The sequence below is a fragment of the Brevundimonas bullata genome (assembly GCF_014207965.1).
GTDB classification, from domain to species: Bacteria; Pseudomonadota; Alphaproteobacteria; order Caulobacterales; family Caulobacteraceae; genus Brevundimonas; species Brevundimonas bullata_A.
Map to the genome: position 1 here is coordinate 737416 of NZ_JACHLM010000001.1, position 20624 is coordinate 758039.

The 20624-nt window shown below is 68.6% G+C and carries 23 protein-coding genes; 7 read left to right on the forward strand and 16 right to left on the reverse strand.

Features of this window, described 5'->3' with window-relative positions:
• Positions 1-13 precede the first annotated feature (13 nt).
• Together HNP51_RS03580 and HNP51_RS03585 are read left to right on the forward strand one after the other, a co-directional pair.
• Positions 14-898, forward strand: a complete 885-nt coding sequence (locus HNP51_RS03580) for a ParB/RepB/Spo0J family partition protein (RefSeq protein WP_221415699.1) — start codon at positions 14-16, stop codon at positions 896-898.
• Positions 899-934: 36 nt separating this feature from the next.
• Positions 935-1123 carry a hypothetical protein gene (locus HNP51_RS03585; protein ID WP_184267121.1) on the forward strand — a complete coding sequence of 63 codons (189 nt, stop codon included), beginning with the start codon at positions 935-937 and terminating at the stop codon, positions 1121-1123.
• A gap of 182 nt (positions 1124-1305) precedes the next feature.
• Here HNP51_RS03585 and holA read toward each other — a convergent pair whose 3' ends face one another.
• From holA to HNP51_RS03605, 4 genes are all read right to left on the reverse strand, one after another.
• Positions 1306-2358, reverse strand: coding sequence for a DNA polymerase III subunit delta (gene holA / locus HNP51_RS03590; protein WP_184267123.1), 1053 nt, complete (start codon positions 2356-2358; stop codon positions 1306-1308).
• 37 nt (positions 2359-2395) lie between these two features.
• Complete coding sequence (gene lptE, locus HNP51_RS03595; RefSeq protein WP_184267125.1) at positions 2396-2878, reverse strand: LPS assembly lipoprotein LptE; 483 nt, start codon at positions 2876-2878, stop codon at positions 2396-2398.
• Positions 2878-5460, reverse strand: a complete 2583-nt coding sequence (gene leuS / locus HNP51_RS03600) for a leucine--tRNA ligase (RefSeq protein ID WP_184267127.1) — start codon at positions 5458-5460, stop codon at positions 2878-2880. Before leuS ends, lptE begins: the two co-directional genes overlap by 1 nt.
• 81 nt (positions 5461-5541) lie before the next feature.
• A complete protein-coding gene (locus HNP51_RS03605) occupies positions 5542-5988 on the reverse strand; it encodes a DUF3576 domain-containing protein (RefSeq protein ID WP_184267129.1) in 447 nt (148 codons plus the stop codon).
• A 334-nt stretch (positions 5989-6322) separates the two neighbouring features.
• On the opposite strand from HNP51_RS03605, the gene HNP51_RS03610 reads away from it, so the two are divergent.
• Positions 6323-6718 (forward strand): NtrZ family periplasmic regulatory protein, encoded by a 396-nt coding sequence (locus HNP51_RS03610; protein ID WP_184267131.1) that lies wholly within the window; start codon positions 6323-6325, stop codon positions 6716-6718.
• Between the two features lie 12 nt (positions 6719-6730).
• Here HNP51_RS03610 and HNP51_RS03615 read toward each other — a convergent pair whose 3' ends face one another.
• The gene (locus HNP51_RS03615) at positions 6731-7372 is read right to left on the reverse strand and encodes a thiamine phosphate synthase (protein WP_260398294.1); all 642 of its coding nucleotides are present in this window, start codon (positions 7370-7372) and stop codon (positions 6731-6733) included.
• Between HNP51_RS03615 and HNP51_RS03620 the strand changes: the two genes are divergently transcribed.
• From HNP51_RS03620 to gcvA, 3 genes are read left to right on the forward strand one after another with little or no spacing between them, the layout of a single operon-like run.
• Complete coding sequence (locus HNP51_RS03620) at positions 7371-8081, forward strand: YggS family pyridoxal phosphate-dependent enzyme (RefSeq protein ID WP_184267135.1); 711 nt, start codon at positions 7371-7373, stop codon at positions 8079-8081. The genes HNP51_RS03615 and HNP51_RS03620 overlap by 2 nt on opposite strands.
• A 58-nt stretch (positions 8082-8139) precedes the next feature.
• Positions 8140-8826, forward strand: coding sequence for a response regulator transcription factor (locus HNP51_RS03625; RefSeq protein WP_114818220.1), 687 nt, complete (start codon positions 8140-8142; stop codon positions 8824-8826).
• Positions 8827-8836: 10 nt separating this feature from the next.
• Positions 8837-9760 (forward strand): transcriptional regulator GcvA, encoded by a 924-nt coding sequence (gcvA, locus tag HNP51_RS03630; protein WP_184267137.1) that lies wholly within the window; start codon positions 8837-8839, stop codon positions 9758-9760.
• A 334-nt stretch (positions 9761-10094) separates the two neighbouring features.
• Here the strand turns inward: gcvA and xth are convergent, their stop codons facing one another.
• From xth to HNP51_RS03645, 3 genes are all read right to left on the reverse strand, one after another.
• A complete protein-coding gene (xth, locus tag HNP51_RS03635) occupies positions 10095-10898 on the reverse strand; it encodes an exodeoxyribonuclease III (protein ID WP_184267139.1) in 804 nt (267 codons plus the stop codon).
• Between the two features lie 208 nt (positions 10899-11106).
• Positions 11107-11742 carry an outer membrane lipoprotein carrier protein LolA gene (locus HNP51_RS03640; protein ID WP_184267141.1) on the reverse strand — a complete coding sequence of 212 codons (636 nt, stop codon included), beginning with the start codon at positions 11740-11742 and terminating at the stop codon, positions 11107-11109.
• A 301-nt stretch (positions 11743-12043) separates the two neighbouring features.
• The gene (locus HNP51_RS03645) at positions 12044-14521 is read right to left on the reverse strand and encodes a DNA translocase FtsK (protein ID WP_184267143.1); all 2478 of its coding nucleotides are present in this window, start codon (positions 14519-14521) and stop codon (positions 12044-12046) included.
• Positions 14522-14653: 132 nt separating this feature from the next.
• On the opposite strand from HNP51_RS03645, the gene HNP51_RS03650 reads away from it, so the two are divergent.
• Positions 14654-15904, forward strand: coding sequence for a UbiH/UbiF/VisC/COQ6 family ubiquinone biosynthesis hydroxylase (locus HNP51_RS03650; protein ID WP_184267145.1), 1251 nt, complete (start codon positions 14654-14656; stop codon positions 15902-15904).
• 55 nt (positions 15905-15959) lie between these two features.
• Here the strand turns inward: HNP51_RS03650 and HNP51_RS03655 are convergent, their stop codons facing one another.
• The 8 genes from HNP51_RS03655 to HNP51_RS03690 all read right to left on the reverse strand — a co-directional run bounded on the left by HNP51_RS03655 (position 15960) and on the right by HNP51_RS03690 (position 20621).
• Entirely contained in the window at positions 15960-16157 is a 198-nt protein-coding gene (locus HNP51_RS03655) for a hypothetical protein (protein ID WP_184267148.1), read from the reverse strand.
• Positions 16154-16372, reverse strand: a complete 219-nt coding sequence (locus HNP51_RS03660) for a hypothetical protein (protein ID WP_184751182.1) — start codon at positions 16370-16372, stop codon at positions 16154-16156. The genes HNP51_RS03655 and HNP51_RS03660 overlap by 4 nt, the downstream gene beginning before the upstream one ends.
• Positions 16372-16521, reverse strand: coding sequence for a hypothetical protein (locus HNP51_RS03665; RefSeq protein ID WP_184267152.1), 150 nt, complete (start codon positions 16519-16521; stop codon positions 16372-16374). Before HNP51_RS03665 ends, HNP51_RS03660 begins: the two co-directional genes overlap by 1 nt.
• 91 nt (positions 16522-16612) lie before the next feature.
• On the reverse strand, positions 16613-16807 hold the full coding sequence (locus HNP51_RS03670; protein ID WP_046652703.1) for a Trm112 family protein: 195 nt from the start codon (positions 16805-16807) through the stop codon (positions 16613-16615).
• Between the two features lie 101 nt (positions 16808-16908).
• Entirely contained in the window at positions 16909-17568 is a 660-nt protein-coding gene (locus tag HNP51_RS03675; RefSeq protein WP_184267154.1) for an LON peptidase substrate-binding domain-containing protein, read from the reverse strand.
• 15 nt (positions 17569-17583) lie between these two features.
• Positions 17584-18480: a thioredoxin gene (gene trxA, locus HNP51_RS03680; protein ID WP_184267156.1), complete on the reverse strand. Its 897-nt coding sequence runs from the start codon at positions 18478-18480 to the stop codon at positions 17584-17586.
• Between the two features lie 249 nt (positions 18481-18729).
• Positions 18730-20007 (reverse strand): hypothetical protein, encoded by a 1278-nt coding sequence (locus HNP51_RS03685; protein WP_184267158.1) that lies wholly within the window; start codon positions 20005-20007, stop codon positions 18730-18732.
• Positions 20008-20081: 74 nt separating this feature from the next.
• On the reverse strand, positions 20082-20621 hold the full coding sequence (locus HNP51_RS03690) for a prolyl-tRNA synthetase associated domain-containing protein (protein WP_184267160.1): 540 nt from the start codon (positions 20619-20621) through the stop codon (positions 20082-20084).
• Between the last annotated feature and the right edge of the window lie 3 nt (positions 20622-20624).

Genomic DNA, 20624 nt, shown 5'->3' on the forward strand with positions numbered 1-20624 from the left:
CGGAATCAGCATCTTGTCCGAACGTCAACGTGGTCTGGGTCGTGGTCTGTCGGCCCTTCTGGGAGAGAACGTCGCCGAGAGCGCGCCGGTGGACGGCGGCGCTCAGCCGACGGGCGTGCGCGCCGTCCCGATCGAGAGCCTGAAGCCCAATCCCGATCAGCCGCGCAAGCAGTTCGCCGCCGAGCATCTGGAAGAGCTGACCGCCTCGATTCGTGACAAGGGCGTGCTTCAGCCCATTCTGGTGCGGGCCCAGCCGGGCCAGGACGGCATGTGGCAGATCATCGCCGGTGAGCGGCGTTGGCGCGCGGCCCAGGCCGCCCGTCTGAAATTCGTGCCGATCATCGAGCGCCCGATGGACGATGTGGAGGTGATGGAGGTCGCCATCATCGAAAACGTCCAGCGCGCCGATCTGAACCCGGTCGAAGAGGCCATGGCCTATGGTTCGCTGATCTCGCGTTTCGGCCGTACCCAGGACGCTCTGGCCGGCGTGGTCGGCAAGAGCCGCAGCCACGTCGCCAACACCTTGCGCCTGCTGCAACTGCCCGACAGCGTCCTGACCCACGTCATGGAGAACCGGCTCTCGGCCGGTCACGCCCGCGCCCTGATCACGGCCCCGAACCCCGAGGCCCTGGCCGAACAGGTTCTGTCCAAGGGCTTGAACGTGCGTCAGACCGAGGCCCTGGCCCGTCGCGCCAGCGATGGTCCCAAGGCCTCCAAGGCCAAGCCGATGCCGAGCGGTGAGGGCGCCGCCGACGTCGCCGCCCTGGAGCAGGATCTGGCCGACGCCCTGGGCCTGAAGGTTGAGTTGACCGACAAGGGCGGCAAGGGCGAGCTGACCATCAAATACGCCACGCTGGAACAGCTCGACGACCTGTGCCGGCGCCTGATGCGCGGCTGACGGGCGTTTCTCACCAGACCGTGCTAGGGTGCGGCCATGACTGAACAGACCGATAAGACCAGCGCCACCGAATCCCTGAAACGCGCCCTCGCGGCCAAGAAGGCTGGAGTCCCAGGCGGCCAGCCGGGCGTGAAGACGGTCGGCAAGGCGCCCGAAAAGGCCATGCAGCGTCAGGCGGCGGCGGCGAATAAGCCGGCCTTCCGCAAGGCGTCGAAGCGCGGCTGATTTCAGCCTTCCTCCCCTAAGAATGGGGAGGTAGCGTGGCGCGATAGCGCCGTGACGGAGGGGCGCTCGAGTGGCTGACGTTTGCGTCGCCCCCTCCACCGCTACGCGGCCCCCCTCCCCACAAAGTGGGGAGGAAAGAGGAGACGAGCCTCAAGTAGGCCGAAGGCCGGTAGGCCCCTAAATCAAAGCCCCATGCGCTTGGCGCGGGCGGAGATTTCCAGCAGGAGACGTTCCGCGATCAGGGCCTCGGGCATGCCCGTGGTCTTGGTGGCGATGTCGGCCGTGTTGACGCTGTCCTGCACCTCGTCGAGCAATTCCAGCCGCCAGGCGCGGACCTGACGCAGGATCTCGGCCTCCTGCTTCCAGAAGACCCCTGCGGATTTGGCGGCTTCCTTGGCGCCGGCGCCTGAGGCTTGCAGGACGTTGATCCGGCGCAGTTTTCCCAGATGGATGGCGGCCATGCGCACGGCCATGACGGCGCTTTCGCCCTCGGCCAGGGCGCGGCGCAGGCCTGATTGGGCGGGTCCGGGGCGGCCGCCAAAGGCTTGCAGGGCGGCGTCGGACAGGGAGGCGTCGGGCTCGACGCCCAGATGCTCTTCCAGCTCCGGCACGTCGATGGTGCGGCCCGAACCGGGGCCGATGTAGAGCACCAGACGTTCGATCTCCTGACGCATCAGGCCGCGTTCGCGGGGCAGGCGGGCGACGAAGCGATCCAGGGCGTCGCCGGTCAGGCCGACCTTGTCGGCGCTCAGGGCCTCGCGGGTCATGCGAGCGACGTCGCCGACCTCGTCCTCGTAGCAGGCGATGCCGACGGCGCCGGGCGACTTCTCGGCGGCCTTGCGCAGGGCGGATTCGCGACCCAGGGCCCCGGCCTCGATGACCAGCATGGCGTCGGGATTGTAGCCGCCGTCGGCGTGGATAGTCAGGGCGGCGGCGATGGCCTTGTCGACGCTCGGCTTGCCGTCGGACAGGCGGATGCGCACCAGGCGGCGCCCGCCGATCATGCTCAGCGCCGTCAGCGCCTCCTCCAGCTTGACCGCATCGCCGTCGATGTCGGCCTCAGTCAGGAAGGTGACGTTGAACGGGTCGTTCAGGTCAGGCGTGATGGCCTTGTAGAGGGTCAGGGCGCGCTCGGTGACGCCCGAGCGGTCCTTGCCGTGGATCACGGCCGCGCGGATCCCGGCGTCCGGCGACCTCAGGAAGCGATCGACCTCGGGCCGTTTGGCCAGGATCACGCGAGCATTCCCTCGGCTGGGCCCTTCAGAACAGGCCTCACTGGCCCGCCAGGGCGCGCATCATGTCCAGCCGGATCAGGCGCGCCAGATCGGCGGCGGCCCGGTCCTCGCCGTCCTGCTGGGCGGCGATGGCGGCATAGGGCTGGTCGGCGGCGGCATAGGTGGTGGTCGTGGTCTGCGAGCCCTTGATCGGCGCCCCGCCGCTGACCGGGGTCAGGGTCCAGTCCGCCTTGACTGTCAGTTCATAACGGCTGGCCGTGTCGTCGATCCGCCGACCCAGGGGGCGGCGCTCCTGCGTCACTTCCGTTGCCAGGCGATAGAGGGGCTGGGCCGAACCGTCGCGACCGAAGGCGTCCTCCAACTGCTCGCGCAGCCGATAGCCCAGGCGGTTGTCCGGCGTGGTCACGGCGATGCGCGACAGGCCCGCAGCCACGCCCGTGTCGCCGTACAGGGGCGTGAAGCCGCAGCCGGACAGCAGGGCCGCGCCCGCCACCGCCATCAGGGCGAGGGCGCGACGCATCAGCCGGCCACCAGATTGACGATACGGTCGGGCACCACGATCACCTTGCGGACGCTGAGGTTGTTGGCGGCAAGGTAGGCCTGAACCGTCGGATTGGCGAGAGCGGCGGCCTCGACCGCGGCGTTGTCCGACCCGCGCGGCAGGACGACCTCGCCGCGGCGCTTGCCGCCGATCTGGACGGGCAGGGTGACGGCGTCGTCGGCGCCCAGAGCCGCGTCATAGACGGGCCAGGGCGCGTCCAGAACCATGCCGTCTTCGCCCAACCGCGCCCAGGCTTCTTCGGCCAGGTGGGGGGTGAAGGGGGCGATCAGGCGGGCCATGGTCGAGAGGGCGGTTTTCTTCGCCTCGCCGCCCGCCTTGTCGTGCTGACGCAGGGTCGCCAGGAAGGCGTAGAGCTTGGCGATGGCCGAGTTGAAGCGGAAGCCCTCGACGCCCTCGCTGACCGCCTTGATGGTCTTGTGCGTCTCGCGGATCAGGCTGGCGTCCACGTCCGGGTTGGCCGGGGCGGCGGGGTCGAAGCCGTCGAACTCGGTCCAGACGCGCTGGACGAAGCGGCTGGCGCCCTCAACGCCCCCGGCGGACCATTGAACGTCGCGTTCGGGCGGGCTGTCCGACAGGACGAACAGGCGCCCGGCGTCGACGCCGTAGGCCTCGATGATGTCCTGGGGCGCGACCACGTTCTTCTTGGACTTGGACATCTTCTCGATGTCGCCGATCGTCAGGGCGGCGCCGGTGGACAGACGGGTGGCGACGCGCTGGCCGTCCACCGTCTCGATGCGGACGTCCGAAGGCTCGACCCAGCGCGGCTTGCCGCTGGCTTCATGGCCTTCGTAATAGGTCTCGTGAACCACCATGCCTTGGGTGAACAGGCCGGCGAAGGGCTCCTTCACGTCCATCAGACCGGCGTCCGACAGGGCGCGGGTGATGAAGCGGGCGTAGAGCAGGTGCAGGACCGCGTGTTCGACGCCGCCGATGTATTGATCGACCGGCAGCCACTTGGACGCGGCGGCCTTGTTGATCGGCTCGGCCGCCTTGGGGTCGGCGAAGCGGGCGAAGTACCAGCTGGAATCGACGAAGGTGTCCAGCGTATCCGTCTCGCGACGGGCCGCGCCGCCACAGGTCGGGCAGTTGACGTGCTTCCAGGTCGGGTGACGGTCCAGCGGGTTGCCGGGCACGTCGAAGGTCACGTCCTTCGGCAGTTCGACCGGCAGTTGCTCCGACGGCACGGCGACGGGACCGCAGGCCTCGCAGTGGATGACGGGGATGGGGCAGCCCCAGTAGCGCTGGCGGCTGACGCCCCAGTCGCGCAGACGATAGATGGTCTTGGCCTCGCCCTGGCCGGCGGCCTCGATACGGGCGATGGCCTTGGCCTTGGCGGTGTCGATGTCCAGGCCGTCGAGGAAGTCGGAGTGGAACAGCGATCCGGGGCCGGTATAGGCCTCGTTGGCCACGGCGAAGTCGTCGCCGGCGCCCTCAGGACGGACGACCGGGATCACCGGCAGGCCGTACTTGCGGGCGAAGTCGAGGTCGCGCTGATCGTGGGCCGGGCAGGCGAAGACGGCGCCCGTGCCGTATTCCGACAGGATGAAGTTGGCGATCCAGACCGGAACCTCGGCCCCGGTGAAGGGATGGACGACCTTCAGGCCCGTGTCCCAGCCGATCTTCTCGGCCTGTTCGATCTCGGCCTGCGAAGCGCCGCCCTTGCGGCATTCGGCGACGAAGGCGGCGACCTTGGGATCAGCTTCGGCGAGCTGTTTCGAGATCGGATGGTCAGGGGCCAGGCCGACGAAGCTGGCGCCGAACAGGGTGTCGGGGCGGGTAGTATAGACCTCGACCGCGTCGTGACCGGCGGGGGCGGCGCCAGCGGCGAAGGCCCACTTCATCTGCAGGCCCTTGGATCGGCCGATCCAGTTTTCCTGCATCAGGCGGACCTTGTCAGGCCAGCGGCCTTCCAGTTCCGACAGACCATCGATCAGATCATCCGCATACTGAGTAATGCGCAGGAACCACTGGTTCAGCTTGCGCTTCTCGACCAGGGCGCCCGAGCGCCAGCCGCGTCCGTCGATGACCTGTTCGTTGGCCAGGACCGTATTGTCGACCGGGTCCCAGTTGACCACGCCGTCCTTGCGATAGACCAGACCGCGCTTCAACAGCTCTAGGAACCAGGCCTGCTGCTTGCCGTAATAGTCCGGATCGCAGGTGGCGAACTCTCTGGACCAGTCCAGCGACAGGCCCAGCAGCTTCAGCTGGTCGCGCATGGTGGCGATGTTGGACCAGGTCCAGTCGCCGGGGTGGACGCCGCGCTCCATGGCCGCGTTCTCGGCCGGCATGCCGAAGGCGTCCCAACCCATCGGATGCAGGACGTCGAACCCTTGCGCCCGCTTGTGACGCGCCACCACGTCGCCCATCACATAGTTGCGGGCGTGGCCCATGTGGATGTTGCCCGACGGATAGGGGAACATCTCGAGGACGTAGTATTTGGGCCGACCGGTGTCCTCGTTCGACACGGAGAAGGCGTCAGCAGCCGCCCAGCGGGCTTGCTGGCGGGGTTCGGCGGTCTTGGACTCGTAACGAGTGGCCACGGCGTATCCTGAGGTATCGCCTCAGGCGCGAAGCTTGAGGCGGCCCTGAGGTCTGCGTTGGGGTGGCGGAGAAGGCGGCTCTTAGCGAGCCGCGTTGGCGAGATTAAGCTGACGTGCGCGGGTCAGGATGGCGTTTTCCAGATCGGTTTCCGTCTGGGCCGCGACCGGGGCGGCGGTCCAGGCGCCGGCGGCGTCCTTGACTTCCTTGGTCACCGAGACGTTCAGGGCGTCGGCGCGCAGGCGGCGATCCAGGATGAAGACGGTCGCCTTGAAGCGCTCGTTCGGCGCTTGAGGATTGACGTACCAGTCATAGTTGACGACGCCGCCCCAGGGGTCGGCGCTGGCCAGCGGCATGAAGGACAGGGTGTCCAGCGTCGCGCGCCACAGATAGGCGTTCACGCCGATGCCGAGCTGGACGTCAGCCTTGGGGGCCTTATCCTTGCTGCCGACGAAGGGCAGGCTGGAACAGCCGCCCAGCAGCAGGCCAGACGCGATAAGGGCGACCGCAGCGCCGCGAACAAATGCCATTCCGAGGTCTCCGTAAAGGTTCGAGGTCGAAGCGTAGAGCGAGCCCTGGGCGCAAACGCCCACCGGTCCGCACACGTCTGCGCCGCAGCCACGCTCTATAACACGGCGAAAAGGGGCTGTGACAAGGCGAACCGATGTTCCCGCGACGGTAAGTCGACTTATTGGCGTGGTGTCCGGGCCACAGGACACGCAAGAGTCGTGAGGAACGACCTGTGGATGACGACGTTTCGTTGACCGGGCGGACCAGCGGTGTCTAATCGCTGTGTCCTTGAGCTAAGGCTCAGGTTCAGGAAACAATGGGTCGGCGTTAAAGCCGGTCTTATAGGGTTGGAAGATGCGTTTCGTTGCGATCATCGCTGCGACTGTGGGCATCCTGGCGATCGCCGGGACGGCTCATGACGCCTCGGCCCAGACGCGTCGGGCCCCCGCCGTCTCCCTGACCGAAGCCGCCCAGACGCCGCATTCGACCGCGACCCCGCAACGTCGCGGCCTGCGCTGGAACGACAGCGGTCGTTGGGGCCTGAACTTCAACCTGAACCAGCCCGTCGGTCGCGAGACCGACTGGGGCGACGTCGAGGCGGGCGCCTACTACCGCCTCAGCCCGCGTCTGCGGGTCGGCGCCGCCGCCAATCTGGCCTCGCCCGAGGTTGATCCGGCCCGCGCCCCCGAAAGCGCCGCCGACCGTCGCGCCGCGCCGCGCGTCCGTCTGGAAACCATCTTCAAATTCTGATTGCGTCCGGCCTTAGGGCCTGAAGGCGGTCTGCACGGCGTCCACGCCCGCGATGCCGCACGCGCCTGATCCGATCAGGGTTTCGGCATTGGCCGCGCTGATTCCGCCGAGGGCGTAGGCGGGGCAGGGGGCCGGCGCCGCCAGAGCCTTGAAGCCTTCGATCCCCAGCGCGGGCTTGCCGGCCGAGGCGCCGCCCGCCGGAAACACCGGCGACAGCACCAGGGCGTCCAGATCGCGCGCCGCCTTCACGGCCTTCGTCGAATGCGCCGCCCCGGTCAGCAGCCAGTCGGGGCGTCGTCCGGACAGGGCGTAGGCCGCCGACAGGGCCCGTTCCGGCAGATGCACGCCGTCCGCCTTGATCCGCTCGGCCAGATCGGCGTCCAGGCCGACCAGCAGGCGCACGCCCGCCGCCTTGGTCGCCGCCCGCAACCGCAGGCCGATCTCCAGCGCATCGGTCGCCCCGAAATGACGGAAGACCACGCCGGCCCCGGGCGGCAGACGCGCCGCCGTTTCCCAGGGTCGCGGCGTGCGCGCGGGATCGGTGAAGAAGAGCAGCGGGGGCAGGGGGACTTTCGACGGGCTGACAGCCGCCGCCGCACGGGCTAGAGCCGTCGCCGTCTGCCACAGCGTGCGCGCGTCCTCGGACAGGGTCATGACCGCCTCTAATCCCGCTTCCGTCGTTCCGTCCATCCATGATCGCTTCGCCGCCGTGCGCCAGCGGATCGCCCAGACCTGCGTCGAGGTCCGACGCGACCCGGCGTCCGTGATCCTGACCGCCGTGTCCAAGACCCAGCCGTCCGAGGCGCTGGAGGCGGCTCTGGCGACCGGCCAGCGCGTTTTCGGCGAGAACCGGGTGCAGGAGGCGCAGGCGCACTGGGCCGAGCGCCGCGCCGCCCTTCCCGATCTGGAGCTGCGTCTAATCGGCCCGCTGCAGACCAATAAGGCGGTCGAGGCGGTCGAACTGTTCGACGTCATCGAGACCCTGGATCGCGAGAAGCTGGCCAGCGCCCTGGCCGCAGCCATGCAGAAGACGGGGCGCCGCCCCCGCGTCCTGGTTCAGGTCAACACCGGCGCCGAACCGCAGAAGGCCGGGGTCCTGCCCGCCGACGCCGACGCCTTGATCGCCGCCGCGCGCGATGTCCACGGCCTGACCGTCGAGGGTCTGATGTGCATCCCCCCGGCGGATGAAGCGCCGGATCCGCATTTCAAGATGCTGGGCGAAATCGCCGCCCGCAACGGTCTGTCGGTGCTGTCGATGGGCATGAGCGGCGACTATGAAGCCGCCATTCGATCCGGCGCGACCCATGTCCGGGTCGGTTCGGCCCTGTTCGGGGAACGAAATACGCCTCTAAAGCCCTCTTAAAGCGATGAAATAGCGGAGCACCCTTGGCGAACCCCTCAAGCCTCGCCATTCTCTAGTCATGGCGACCCCCAAGACGATCCTCATCATCGACGACGACGACGACCTGCGCGAGGCGCTGGCCGAGCAGTTGGCCCTGCACGAGGAGTTTCGTCCCGTCCAGGCCTCCACCGCCACCGACGGGGTGCGTCAGGCGCGCGAGGTTCGCGCCGACCTGATCCTGCTGGACGTCGACCTGCCCGACATGGACGGGCGCGAGGCCTGCCGCCTGATCCGCAAGGCGGGGGTCTCGACCCCGGTCATCATGCTGACGGCCCAGTCCTCGGACTCCGACGCCATCCTGGGTCTCGACTCAGGGGCCAACGACTATGTCACCAAGCCCTTCCGCTTCGCCGTCCTGCTGGCCCGCATCCGCGCTCACCTGCGCAGCCACGAGCAGTCCGAGGACGCCGTCTTCCAGATCGGCCCCTACGAGTTCCGCCCGGCGTCGAAGATGATGCTGGACGACAAGGGCAAGAAGGTCCGGTTGACGGAAAAGGAAACCAACATCCTCAAGTATCTCTATCGCGCCGGGGCCAAGCCCGTGTCGCGTGAGGAGCTGCTGACCGAGGTCTGGGGCTACAACGCCGGGGTCACCACCCACACCCTGGAAACCCACATCTATCGCCTGCGCCAGAAGATCGAGCCCGAGCCCGGTCAGGCGCGTCTGCTGCTGACCGACGCGGGCGGCTACCGCCTGCAGCCCTGACGACCGGACGATGAGCGAACGTCGCCCGACCCCGCCTCTGGTGGCGCTTCGGGCGTTCGACGCGGCGGCGCGCCTCGGCAGCTTCCGCGAGGCTGCCGAGGAGCTGGGCGTCACGCCCGGCGCCGTCAGTCGCCACATCAAGGCGCTCGAGATGCGGCTGGGCTTGCGTCTGTTCGACCGTTTCAACCGTTCCGTGGTCTTGACCGCCGACGGTCGCCGTCTGGCGCAAGGCGTGGCCGACGCCTTCGAGCGGCTGGAAAGCGCCCTGGAGGCCGTGCGGCCTGGCCGATCAAGACAGCTGCGGATCTCGGCCCTGCCGTCGCTGGCCGGCAAGTGGCTGTCGCCGCGCCTGCACCGTTTCAGCGAGGACAACCCCGACCTCGACCTGATCGTCTTCGCCGAAGACCGCATCGCCGACCTGTCGAACGGCGAGGCCGACGTGGCCCTGCGCTACGGCGAAGGCCCCTATCCCGGCCAGGTCGCGCGTCGGTTGATGAGCGAACGCCTGATCCCGGTCTGCGCCCCGTCGCTGGCGGCGGCGCGGGCCATGCGGACCCCGGCGGACCTGCTGGGCGCCGTTCTGATCCATGAAAGCTGGCACGATCTGCCGTTCGCCGACCGCATGGGCTGGAAGGCCTGGTTCGAGAGCGCGGGCGTCGTCGATCCCCGCGTCCAGCACTTGCGCGGTCCGGTCTTCAGCCACAGCCATCTGGCGCTGGAGGCCGCCCTGTCGGGACGCGGCGTGGCCCTGACGTCGGCGCCCCTTGCCGCGGACGACCTGAAGGAGGGGCGGCTGATCCAGCCGGTCGATCACGCCCTGACCAACAACCTGGCCTACTGGGCCGTGGTCCTGCCTGAACGGGCGGACGAGCCCAAGCTGCGGCGCTTCCTGAACTGGATCGAGGCTGAGGCCCACGCCGGCCCCATCGAGTGATCTGAACTCACTCGACCCAGCCTAACCGTGGTTTGTCCACAGCGGGTCGATGGACCATGTTCGGTGCATTCGGATCTCCCCGCCGAAAGGACCCAGACATGAAACTCGTGCATCCCCGCGCCGACGCTTCGTTCGAAGCCGTCGTCGTCTTCACCGGCAGCGTCACCCTGATCCTGCTGGGCGTTCTGGCCGGCGCCAAGCTGCTCGGCGCCGCCTGAGCTGCATAGCGAAATCGGTTCAGATGCGATCGCATCTGAACTCAGATCTTCGCGCCAGGTTCTAAGGACAGGCGGTCGCTCCCCCGGCCGCCTGTCTTCTGCTCATCTGACGTTTTCTAGACGGCCAGGTCCATGACCACGGGGGCGTGGTCGCTGGGCCGTTCCCATTCGCGCACCGTGTCGAGGATGCGCGCGCTGCCCTTGACCACGGCGGGCGTCAGGCCCGGCGAGGTCCACAGGTGGTCCAGCCGCAGGCCCCGGTTCGACACCCGGAAGTCCTTGGCGCGATAACTCCACCAGCTGGCCAGCTTGACCGGGTCCGGGATCTGATCGCGCACCACGTCGGCGAAGCCGCCGGCGTCTTGCAGACGACGCAGGGTCTCGATCTCGCCCGGCGTGTGGCTGACCACCTTCAGCATGAATTTGTGATTGAAGACGTCGTTGTCGCCAGGCGCGATGTTGAAGTCGCCCGCCAGGACCAGAGGTCTCTGCTGGTCGCGGGTCTTCATCTCGGCGGTCAGGCGCTCATAGAAATCCATCTTGTGATCGAACTTGGGGTTCAGCTTGCGGTCGGGAATGTCGCCGCCGGCCGGGATATAGAAGTTCTGCACCTCGATCCCGTTGATCAGGCCCGAGACGCAGCGGCCATGACCCTCGCGGCATACGTCGAGCGCAGGGCCTTCGCCGTCGAGGATCGGCAGCCTGCTGGCGATGGCCACGCCGTGCCAGCCCTTTTGGCCGCGGATCTTCAGATAGGGCAGGCCCATCTGCTCAAAGGCTTCTCGAGGAAACTGGTCCTCTGTGCATTTGATTTCCTGCAGGCACAGGACGTCGGGCGCGTATTCGGCGACGAAGCGGGCGACCTGATCGACGCGCAGGCGGACCGAGTTGATGTTCCAGGTGACGATGCGAAGGCTCATGGCCCGGCCTTAGCATGGTCGCGACCAGAAAAAAGCGCCCGGAACGGGTCCGGGCGCTGAACAGGTTCGTCTCTCTCGCCGCCGGGAGGGGATGATTCCATGGCGGACAGAACGACCGCCGTCGTTCCTGTGCTCAAAGTGTCACAGCTGAGAAAAAAGTCAAATCAACAAAATACGTCAGGGCTGTGCAGGCCTTGTGACGCTCGCCTTAGTTGCGGCTGGGGCGACGCGTTGGATCGCGCAGCTGGAACAGGCTGGCGGCCAGGCTAGATGCGGGCTGCAGCGAGGTCAGCTGGATGCGGGTGCGCGAGCCTTGCGCGTCGGTGATGGTCCATTCCTGCAGCCGCAGCGGCGATCCGGCGAAGGCCAGGATGACCGAACCTTCGGCCGGCTTTGACGCATCGCGGGCGGTGATGGCGAAGGCGCCCGACGCCATGCGGGTGACGCGATCGACGCGCACGCCCTGATCCAGCCGGACCTCGCGGGCCAGGAAGGTGGATAACGGCGTGGCCGCCAGCGGCACCTGACGGAAGACGTTCAGGCGCGGGTCGTAGCGTTTGACGTTGTTTCCGTCGGCCACGACCAGCAGGCCCGCCGGGTCGCTGTATTCAAAGCGCATCTTGCCCGGGCGCTGCAGCCAGAACTTGCCAGAGCGTTGCTGGCCGCCGGGGCCGGTCTCGATGAAGTTGCCTTGGGCCGCCGTCAGGGCGGTCAGATAGGCCTGAGCCTGCCGCAGGGTGGCCTGGTCCTCGGCGGACAGGTTGGACTGGGCCGAAGCAGGCGCGGCGGCGATGATCGCCAATGCGGCGGCGCTGAAACCAAAGGCGCGGCGTGAAATCGTCATGTCTTGTCTTCTCCCGTTCGGGATGAGGGTTCGGATGGTCATCAAGCCGCAGGCAGACGGCGACCCCATGACCCCAGCCTGACCATATTTCGGCGGCCCGATGAAGCGTCGTTCATTGTCTTTAGGGTCCTATCGTTCGCGACGCGGTCGCTCACTGCTTGAGGACATGGGCGCTTCAACGGGTCTGGGAGGAGGGCGGTTCCGTTTCACCCTGTCTGCTTCGGCGCTGAAGCAGCGAGCGACCGCGTCGCGAGCGATAGCGCCCGGCAGCGAAGCTGCCGCTTCGGCGCAGCCGACTAGGTCAAGGAGGAGGGCCGGCCAGGATGTCGCGCTTGCCGGCGTGGTTGGCGGGGCTGACGACGCCTTCCTGTTCCATGCGCTCGATCAGGGTGGCGGCGCGGTTGTAGCCGATCTGCAGACGGCGCTGGATGTAGGAGGTCGAGGCCTTGCGGTCGCGGGTGACGACGGCCACGGCCCGGTCGTAGAGGTCGTCGCCGGAGCCGCCGCCGTCCTCGTCAAAGGCGCCGTCGCCGTCGCCGTCCGGCTCGTCGGTGATCAGGTCGAGGTAGTCGGGCTCGGCCTGGCTGCGCAGGTGCTTGCACACCTCCTCGACTTCCTGGTCGGTGACGAAGGGGCCGTGCAGGCGGGTGATGCGGCCGCCGCCGGCCATGTAGAGCATGTCGCCCTGACCCAGCAGCTGCTCGCCGCCCTGTTCGCCCAGGATGGTGCGGCTGTCGATCTTGGAGGTAACCTGGAAGCTGATCCGGGTCGGGAAGTTGGCCTTGATGGTGCCGGTGATGACGTCCACCGACGGGCGCTGCGTGGCCATGATCAGGTGGATGCCGGCGGCGCGGGCCATCTGGGCCAGACGCTGCACCGCGCCCTCCACGTCCTTGCCGGCGACCAGCATCAGGTCGGCCATCTCGTCCATGACCACGACCAGATAGGGCATGGGCTCGGGGCGGATCTTCTCGGATTCATAAACCGGGCGGCCCTGTTCGTCGAAGCCGGTCTGGACGGTGCGCTCGAAATGCTCGCCCTTTTCCTGGGCTTCGCGGGCGCGCTCGTTGTAGCTGGCGACGTTGCGGACGCCGAGCTTGGACATCCGGCGATAGCGGTCCTCCATCTCGCGCACGGTCCACTTCAGGGCCACGACCGCCTTCTTGGGATCGGTCACGACCGGCGCCAGCAGGTGCGGGATGCCGTCATAGACCGACAGCTCCAGCATCTTGGGGTCGATCATGATGAAGCGGCACTCGGCCGGCGTGTGGCGATACAGGATCGACAGGATCATGGCGTTGACCCCCACCGACTTGCCCGAGCCGGTGGTGCCCGCGATCAGCAGGTGGGGCATGCGCGCCAGGTCGGCGACGTAAGGCTCGCCGCCGATGGTTTCGCCGAGGGCGAGCGGCAGCAGATGGCTCTTCTTGTCGTATTCGCCGGAGGCCAGCAGGTCGCGCAAGTAAACCGTCTCGCGCTTGGCGTTGGGCAGTTCGATGCCGATGGCGTTGCGGCCCTGAACCACGGCGATGCGGCAGGCGCGGGCCGACATGGAGCGGGCGATGTCGTCGGCCAGGGCCACGACGCGGCCGTGCTTTACGCCCGGCGCGGGGACCAGTTCATAGAGGGTGACGACGGGGCCGGGGCGGATCTGGTCGATGGCGCCGCGCACGCCGAACTCCTGCAGCACGCCCTCCAGCATCTTGGCGTTCTGCTTCAGCGATTCCTCATCGACGGCGCCGACGCGCTGCTGCGGCTTGGCCAGGATGCCGAGCGAGGGCAGGTCGAAACCGTCGCTGGGCTCGAACTCAAAGGTCTGCTGGTCGGCGTCGCGGGCGGGGCGGGGCGCCTTGACAGCGGCGACCCTGGGCTCGGCCGGGCGGGTCGCGCCGCGTGCTGAGGGGGGCGCGATGGGGGCGACGGGGGCCGCGTCTTCCCACGGCGGGACCGAGGCGCCGGGCGCCTCGTCGTCGGCATAGGGATCGGCGGCGTAGGGATTGTCCTCGGCCGCATGGTCGGCGGGCGCGGCTTCCGGTTCGGGCGCGCGGCGAGGCCTTCGCGCAGACGGGGCGGCGGCCTCGGCCACGATGCGGGCGTCGCCCTTGAGGCCGGCTTTTGAAGGCGTCTTGACCTTGGCGGGGCGATCCGCGCGGTGGGCGGCGTGCTTCTCGGCAGCCCAGCCGGCGGTGTCGGTGAAGTCACGCAGGCGCAGGCCCACCGCATAGCCCAGGGCCCACAGGCCCAGGATCAGGAACAGGCCGCCGGCGATCCAGCGCCCGGCGGGAATGTGCAGGGCGGCCAGACCTTGCGCCGACAGGCCCGTGACGCCGTCGCCCCACAGGCCGCCCAGCCCGGCGGCCAGCGGCCATTTGGCGGGCGCCGCCAGCGCGGAAAGCGCCGCCGACAGCAGCAGGACGCCGGAGATTGAGCAAAAGACCTTGAAGGCCGTGGGCTGAAGCCGGTGTTGCAGGGCGTCGCCGATGGCCGTGGCCAGTCCAAAGGCGATCAGCAGCAGGACGGCGGGCCAGGCCGCCAGGCCCAGAGACTGCATCATCAGGTCGGCCAGGGTCGCGCCCGCTCCGCCTAGCCAGTTGGTTGCGCCCTGCGTCGAGGCGGCGTTCCAGCTGGGGTCCGCCGGGTTCCACGAGATCATGGCGACCAGCAACAGGGTCGACAGCAGGGCTTGCAGCACGCCGCGGAAACGCACGGCGAAGGGCGCGCCCCAGACGATGCGGGCGGTGGACCAGGCGCGTTGGCCGAGCGCGAGGGCGGCGGACATGAAGGCGAACCTCAGAAGACTAGGCCTCCCTTGTCGCGCGACAGGGTTAAGGGGCTGTTTACCAGCCATCGATCAGGCGACCGCGACGTCTGGGCTCTGGACGCGGGCGGCCATCGGCGCGACACAGGCGGCATGGCTCAGACGGATTACGACATCATCATCGCGGGCGCGGGACTGGCGGGGGCGACGTTCGCCCTGGCGGCGGCGCAGGGCGGGCTGAAGCCGGTGCTGGTCGATCCCCAGCCGTTCGACGCCCAACTGGCGCCGACCTTCGACGGGCGCTCGACCGCCATCGCCTATTCCACCTTCCGCATGCTGGACGCGCTTGGCCTGGGCGAGAGCCTGCGCCCCCACGCCTGCCGCATGGACCGCATTCTGGTGACGGACGGCAAGCGCCCCGGCGCCGCCAGCCGCCCGCCGTCGCCGGCCTATATTCGCTTCGACGCCGATGAGATCGGCGACCGCAATGGCGGCGAGCCCCTGGGCTATATGCTCGAGAACCGGCGCATCCGCACGGCCTTGGCGCAGGCCGTCACCGCCGCCGGGATCGAAGTCCGCGCGCCGGCTTCGGTGGGTGGCGTCGAGGTCGGGCCGGGCCTGGCGACCGTGACCCTGAAGGACGGCGCGACCATCAGTGCGCCTCTGGTCGTCGGCGCCGAGGGGCGCGGCTCGACCGTGCGCCGTGCGGCCGGCATCGACACCTTTGGCTGGGGCTATGGCCAGAGCGGCGTGGTGGCGACGGTCAGGCTGGGTCGCGACCACGGCAATGTCGCCCATGAATATTTCCTGCCGGACGGGCCCTTCGCCATCCTGCCCCTGACGGAGCAGCGCGCCAGCCTGGTCTGGACCGAGAGCACGCGCCGGGCCGAGGCGCTGAAGGCGGCTCCGGACGAGGCCTTCCACGCCCACCTGATGCGGCGCTTCGGCGAGTTCCTCGATGGCGTCGAGGTCGTGGGGCCGCGCTTTGTCTATCCGCTGTCCCTGCAACTGGCCGAGAAGCTGACCGCGCCGCGCATCGCCATCCTGGGCGACGCCGCCCATGGCGTGCACCCGGTGGCGGGGCAGGGGCTGAACATGGGGCTGAAGGACGCCGCCGCCCTGGCCGAGGTCCTGACCGACGCCGTGCGGATCGGCGAGGACATCGGCTCGGAGCTGGTGCTGGAGCGCTACGCCCGCTGGCGCCGCTTCGACAATGCGGCGCTGGCGGCAGGCTTCGACGGCTTCGTGCGCCTGTTCTCCAATGACTTGGCGCCGGTGCGGCTGGCGCGCGATCTGGGCATGGCGGCGGTCAACCGCGTCGCCCCCCTCCGCCGCGCCTTCATGCACGAGGCGGGCGGGGCGACGGGGGATTTGCCTCGCCTCTTGCGAGGCGAGGCTCTTTAAGAAGGGGGCCTATCGCTCGCCGCGCGGCGGCTCGCTGCTTGAGGCCCGTTTGGCGCTAGTCGTGGGTGTGCAGGAGCACGTCGCCGCCGTCGCGGCGGTCGGCTTCCTCGACGGCGCAGCGCAGGGCCGAGGCGCGGTTCTGGAACAGGCCGAAGAAGAGGCCGTCCGAGGAGGCCAGGCGCCAGACCCGGCCCGCTCTCTGGATCTCGAACAGGACGGGACGGGGCGACGAGGCCAGGGGCTGGGCGGTCATGACCTGGCCTCGGCGTGGTTCAGGCGGTCAGCCTGGCGCTGAAGCTGTTTGGCGATGCGCAGCGCCGCCTCGCGGTCAGGAAAGGGCCGCGTGGCGCAGCTGTCCAGGGTGACGCACCAGCCGCCGTCGCGAGCGACGACGCCATAGGTGCGGCTGCTGTGGGGCACGGCCTCGGCCTGAATTTCAGGGACGCCGGCGTCGGGATAGCCGCTCATCATCGCGGGCGGCTCCGGTCGGCGGGGTCGCGCGGGGTGCAGCCGAGATAGAGGGTCAGAACGGTCTGGGTCATGCGCCAGACGCTGGATGGGGCTCTAGGCGGGGCGGCGCGGTTAAGGGACTGGTTCAGCAGGGCGCGGCGGCTCATGGGGGTCTCCTTCAGAGCCTGAAGAAGACGCCCAAGGGGCGTAAGGGCGCGATGCGGAAAGCGGGCGCCCGCCTAAGCGCGGCGTAAAGGATCAGTCCAGAGGGCGGGCGTCCTCGGCCAGCATGATCGGCACGCCGTCGCGGATCGGGAAGGCCAGCTTGGCGCCGGCCGAGATCAGCTCATTGCGCTCGCGGTCATAGGTCAGGCGGCCGCGCGTGACGGGGCAGACCAGCACCTCCAGCAGGCGGGGATCGACCGAGACGGGGGTGTTGAAGGCGTCGCTCATGATCTTCTTTGTTTCCTATCGCTCGCGCCGCGGGCGCTCGCTGCTTGAGGAAGTGGCTTCTTAGGGGGCTATCGCGCTTCGCGCTACTTGAGCCCCGGCGCCTACTGCATCGCCGGGCCGTCGTCGTCGTCGCTGGCGGCGGCTTCGATGCGGAGGAGGGCGGTCAGGGCCTCGGCGCGGTCTTCCAGGGTGATGGCTTCCAGCAGGGCCTGTTTCTCGGCGGGTTCGAAGGGCAGGGCCATGGCCAGGCTGTTGATCAGGGCTTCCTGAGGCGCGATCTCGGCGGTGTCCCAGTCTACGTTCAGGCCCCGGTGCTCCAGATAGGGGCGCAGGGCGTCGAGGAAGTGGTCGCGGTCGAAGTCGGCGGCGGGGTCGGGCGCGCGCAGGTCGGCTTCGAACGGGGCGAAGTCGGCGTGGACCTGACGATAGGGGGTTTTGACCTGAAGCTCGCTGCTCACGCGAAACCGGCAGACCCCGGTCAGGGTGATCAGATAGCGGCCGTCCGAGGTTTCGTTGAAGCTGGTGATGCGCCCGGCGCAGCCGACGCGGGCGAGCGGCGGCTGGGGGTTGTCCAGCCCGGTCAGGGGCTGGATCAGGCCGATGATCCGATCCCCCGCCATGGCGTCATCGACCATGTTGAGATAGCGCGGCTCAAACACGTTCAGCGGCAGCTGGCCGCGCGACAGCAGGATGGAGCCCGGCAGCGGAAACACCGGGATCACCTGGGGCAGTTCAATCGCCTTGATATAGCCCTGCGCCATCGCCGCTCTCTCCGGTCAGGCGAACAGGATGGAGGACAGGCGGCGGCGACCGTCGCGGGCGACCTCGCTGGTGGCGCCGGCGGCCTCGAACACGGTCAGCAACTGCTTGCGCGCCACCTGGTCGTTCCACTCGCGGTCGGCCTTGACGATGGCCAGCAGCTGATCGACGGCGCCGCCCAGATCCCCCGCCGAGGCCAGGGCCAGCGACAGGTCGTAGCGGGCCTGATGATCATTGGGGTCGGCGGCGATCTTGGCCTCCAGCTCGGCGGTGGCGCCGGTCGGAGCCGAGGCGGCCAGCGACAGCTGGGCGCGGACGCTCTGGACCATGGGGTCGGTGGAATCGGCGGGGGCCATGGCGATGGTCTGGCGCGCCTGTTCGGTGTCGCCCTCGGCCAGGTAGACGCGGGCCATGCCGGCGATGGCCTTGGGGTGGTCGGCCTCCATGGTCAGGACGTGCGCGAAGGCCTGAGCCGCGCCGCCGAGGTCGTTCAGCGACAGGGATTCCTCGCCCAGCGACAGCAGTTGCTCGATGTCGGTGTTGACGCCGGCGCCGCCGGTCAGCTTGTCGATGAAGGCCTTGATCTGGCTGTCGGGGATGGCCCCCTGGAAGCCGTCGACCGGCTGGCCGTTGACGAAGGCGTAGACCGTCGGGATCGACTGGACCTTGAGCTGGCCCGCATAGGCCGGGTTGGCGTCGACGTCGATCTTGACCATCTTCACCGCACCCTGGGCGCCGCGAACGGCCTTTTCCAGTGCGGGGCCCAGGGTCCGGCACGGGCCGCACCAGGTGGCCCAGAAATCGACGATGACCGGCTGATGTTTCGAGGCCTCGACTACGTCGGTCATGAAGGAGGCGTCGGTGCCGTCCTTGATCAGGTCGTCGGGCGTGGTGGTCGGATCGGCGAAGGTCATGATCGGGTCCGCATAAGGGTCGAAGAATCGTAACGGATCAGATGGCGTCGGGATGCCTCGCCATCAAGCGTTGAAATGGACGCAGTCGGCGCCGCGCCGCGAGGCTTTGGACCTGGCGGCGAAAAAACAGAGTCCAATTCGTCTGAATCGTCTGAAATCGACCGCCGCGCGGCCCGCTATGAAGCTCGCCATAGCAGGCGCCTGCGTCAGAAGGGGACGCGCGAGCGGCGCATATTTCGCGGCGCGGATCTAGGGCGCGGTCTTTTCCGGAGCGCCGAGAAAGCGGGTTGCGGTGAGGGTCGGCGCCAGGAGGGCGATGTCGTAGCCCAGCACCAGCTGTCGCCACTCGGGCGTGTAGGTTTCGACGGCGCGGGTGCGCAGCTTGCGCAGGTCCACCAGGATCCAGTCCTGCGGCGCCATGTCGGCGCGCCGTGCGAGGGTCACATCCTTGCGCCAGTCGGCGTCCTCGGACGTCATGACGTCGAACGCCTGCACGGCGGCCTCACGGCCGACGCCGTTGTAGCTGGCTTCCGAGCCGCGAGCGCCCAGGACAATGACATGGAGGGATTTCTCGCCTTCGCCGTCGGCGCGTTCGGCGACGAAGGCGCCGAGGTCGCGCTGGTTGAGCGGGTTGAGGCTCTTGTAGCCGTGCCAGGCGCCGAACTTCATCAACACGCGGGCCCCGGGATGGGCCTGCAGATGGGCCGCCAGGGTTCGTTTCATCAGGCGCGCACGACGCCCGTTCGGGTCGCCTTCCTGCGCCTGAGAGGCGTGGTAGATGGCGTGGGTCTCGCTGAGACCCTCGAACAGCGCCTGGACGCGGGCGCCGCCGTCCTGGGCCACGGCGAGGCGGGCCTTGTCGAGGGCTTCGTCCGTGACGGTGAACAGGAACAGGTCGCCGGGCGAGCCGGATTCCAGAGCAGCGCGGGTCGAGGCGCGCTCCAGCGTCATCAGGGATTCGATTTCGGCGCGCGCGAGGGGGCCGGGGTCAGCGGCCAGCATCTGCTCCAGCAGGTGGCCGCTGGCGCCGAGGAATTCCTGATCCAGCCCCCAGAGCGAAAAGTCGGAACCGGCGGCGGCGGCGCAGTCGGCGGCCATCCGGCCCTCGTCGGCGCCGTTGAAGAAGGCCATGGCGTCGGGATGGCTGCGCATGAAGGCGCCGATCTGCGCCTCGCGATCCGGCGCGCGCATGTGGGCGTTGACGACGCGGGCGGCCTCGGGGCCGATCTCGACGGCCATGGCGGTCAGGCCTGACGGCGCCATCAGGCGGCAGATCTGGGTGGTGAAGGCCGGAATCTCGCGCGAAAGGTGGCTCTCGCCGATCAGGACATAGCGGCTGGCGGCGACGGCCTCGGACAGGACGGTCGCGCCGGGACCGGAAAGGCCCTCAGGGCCGACGGCCAGGGGAGTCGCGGCCTGGGCCAGGCTGTCGCCGAAGGGTATGGGGAGCGGCGCGGGCGTCTGGGCCTGGACCTGGCTTGCGACCAAGCCGGCGATCGCCAGGGCCGTCCATTTCAAATTCGTCATACGCTGCTCCCCGACTTGGGGTCTTTTATAGCCAAGCTCGGAAGGCGCGCCAGCGTCGATGAAGGCCTCCAGCCTCAGAGGGCGTCGAAATCCACCACCAGGGGTTCGCGCTCCAGCAGTGACAGGACGCGGCGGAAGTCGGCCTGGTCCAGGGCGGTGGTTGCGGTGTTGGTCAGGGGGTGGAAGTTGACGATGTCGGCCTCCCACAGGCGCTGATCCAGGACGAAGGTCACGCGGCGATCCGCGTCGTTGATCAGGGCGAGCGCGGTGACCGAGCCGGGGCGGACGCCCAGGGTCTCCCACATCAGGGTCTCGTTGCCGAAGGACAGGCGGTCGGAGCCCAGCGTCCGATGGGCGCGTTTCAGGTCGATGACCGTGTCCTGGGCCGCCGAGATCAGCCAGAGCCGACCCTTCTTGTCCTTGAGAAACAGGTTCTTGGTGTGGACGCCGGGCAGGTCAGCCTTGAGCTCCAGCCCCTCCTCGACGCGGAAGACGGCGGGGTGGTCGCGGGTGGTCTGGACCACGTCGTTTTCGGCCATCCAGGCGAGCAGGCGGGCGCGGTCATAGGCGGGAACAGTGTCTTGGACGGGCAGTTCGGAAGCGGTGTCGGTCATCTC

What these genes read in the sequence shown, in the direction of transcription:
- HNP51_RS03610 (WP_184267131.1), top strand. Translation starts at nt 6,323, where the DNA reads ATGCGTTTCGTTGCGATCATCGCTGCGACTGTGGGCATCCTGGCGATC.
- HNP51_RS03585 (WP_184267121.1), top strand. Translation starts at nt 935, where the DNA reads ATGACTGAACAGACCGATAAGACCAGCGCCACCGAATCCCTGAAACGC.
- HNP51_RS03675 (WP_184267154.1), bottom strand. Translation starts at nt 17,568, where the DNA reads ATGGCGCAGGGCTATATCAAGGCGATTGAACTGCCCCAGGTGATCCCG.
- HNP51_RS03665 (WP_184267152.1), bottom strand. Translation starts at nt 16,521, where the DNA reads ATGAGCCGCCGCGCCCTGCTGAACCAGTCCCTTAACCGCGCCGCCCCG.
- HNP51_RS03650 (WP_184267145.1), top strand. Translation starts at nt 14,654, where the DNA reads ATGGCTCAGACGGATTACGACATCATCATCGCGGGCGCGGGACTGGCG.
- gcvA (WP_184267137.1), top strand. Translation starts at nt 8,837, where the DNA reads ATGAGCGAACGTCGCCCGACCCCGCCTCTGGTGGCGCTTCGGGCGTTC.
- HNP51_RS03660 (WP_184751182.1), bottom strand. Translation starts at nt 16,372, where the DNA reads ATGAGCGGCTATCCCGACGCCGGCGTCCCTGAAATTCAGGCCGAGGCC.
- HNP51_RS03690 (WP_184267160.1), bottom strand. Translation starts at nt 20,621, where the DNA reads ATGACCGACACCGCTTCCGAACTGCCCGTCCAAGACACTGTTCCCGCC.
- HNP51_RS03640 (WP_184267141.1), bottom strand. Translation starts at nt 11,742, where the DNA reads ATGACGATTTCACGCCGCGCCTTTGGTTTCAGCGCCGCCGCATTGGCG.
- xth (WP_184267139.1), bottom strand. Translation starts at nt 10,898, where the DNA reads ATGAGCCTTCGCATCGTCACCTGGAACATCAACTCGGTCCGCCTGCGC.
- HNP51_RS03670 (WP_046652703.1), bottom strand. Translation starts at nt 16,807, where the DNA reads ATGAGCGACGCCTTCAACACCCCCGTCTCGGTCGATCCCCGCCTGCTG.
- trxA (WP_184267156.1), bottom strand. Translation starts at nt 18,480, where the DNA reads ATGACCTTCGCCGATCCGACCACCACGCCCGACGACCTGATCAAGGAC.
- HNP51_RS03615 (WP_260398294.1), bottom strand. Translation starts at nt 7,372, where the DNA reads ATGACCCTGTCCGAGGACGCGCGCACGCTGTGGCAGACGGCGACGGCT.
- HNP51_RS03620 (WP_184267135.1), top strand. Translation starts at nt 7,371, where the DNA reads ATGACCGCCTCTAATCCCGCTTCCGTCGTTCCGTCCATCCATGATCGC.
- HNP51_RS03605 (WP_184267129.1), bottom strand. Translation starts at nt 5,988, where the DNA reads ATGGCATTTGTTCGCGGCGCTGCGGTCGCCCTTATCGCGTCTGGCCTG.
- HNP51_RS03655 (WP_184267148.1), bottom strand. Translation starts at nt 16,157, where the DNA reads ATGACCGCCCAGCCCCTGGCCTCGTCGCCCCGTCCCGTCCTGTTCGAG.
- HNP51_RS03645 (WP_184267143.1), bottom strand. Translation starts at nt 14,521, where the DNA reads ATGTCCGCCGCCCTCGCGCTCGGCCAACGCGCCTGGTCCACCGCCCGC.
- HNP51_RS03625 (WP_114818220.1), top strand. Translation starts at nt 8,140, where the DNA reads ATGGCGACCCCCAAGACGATCCTCATCATCGACGACGACGACGACCTG.
- HNP51_RS03685 (WP_184267158.1), bottom strand. Translation starts at nt 20,007, where the DNA reads ATGACGAATTTGAAATGGACGGCCCTGGCGATCGCCGGCTTGGTCGCA.
- lptE (WP_184267125.1), bottom strand. Translation starts at nt 2,878, where the DNA reads ATGCGTCGCGCCCTCGCCCTGATGGCGGTGGCGGGCGCGGCCCTGCTG.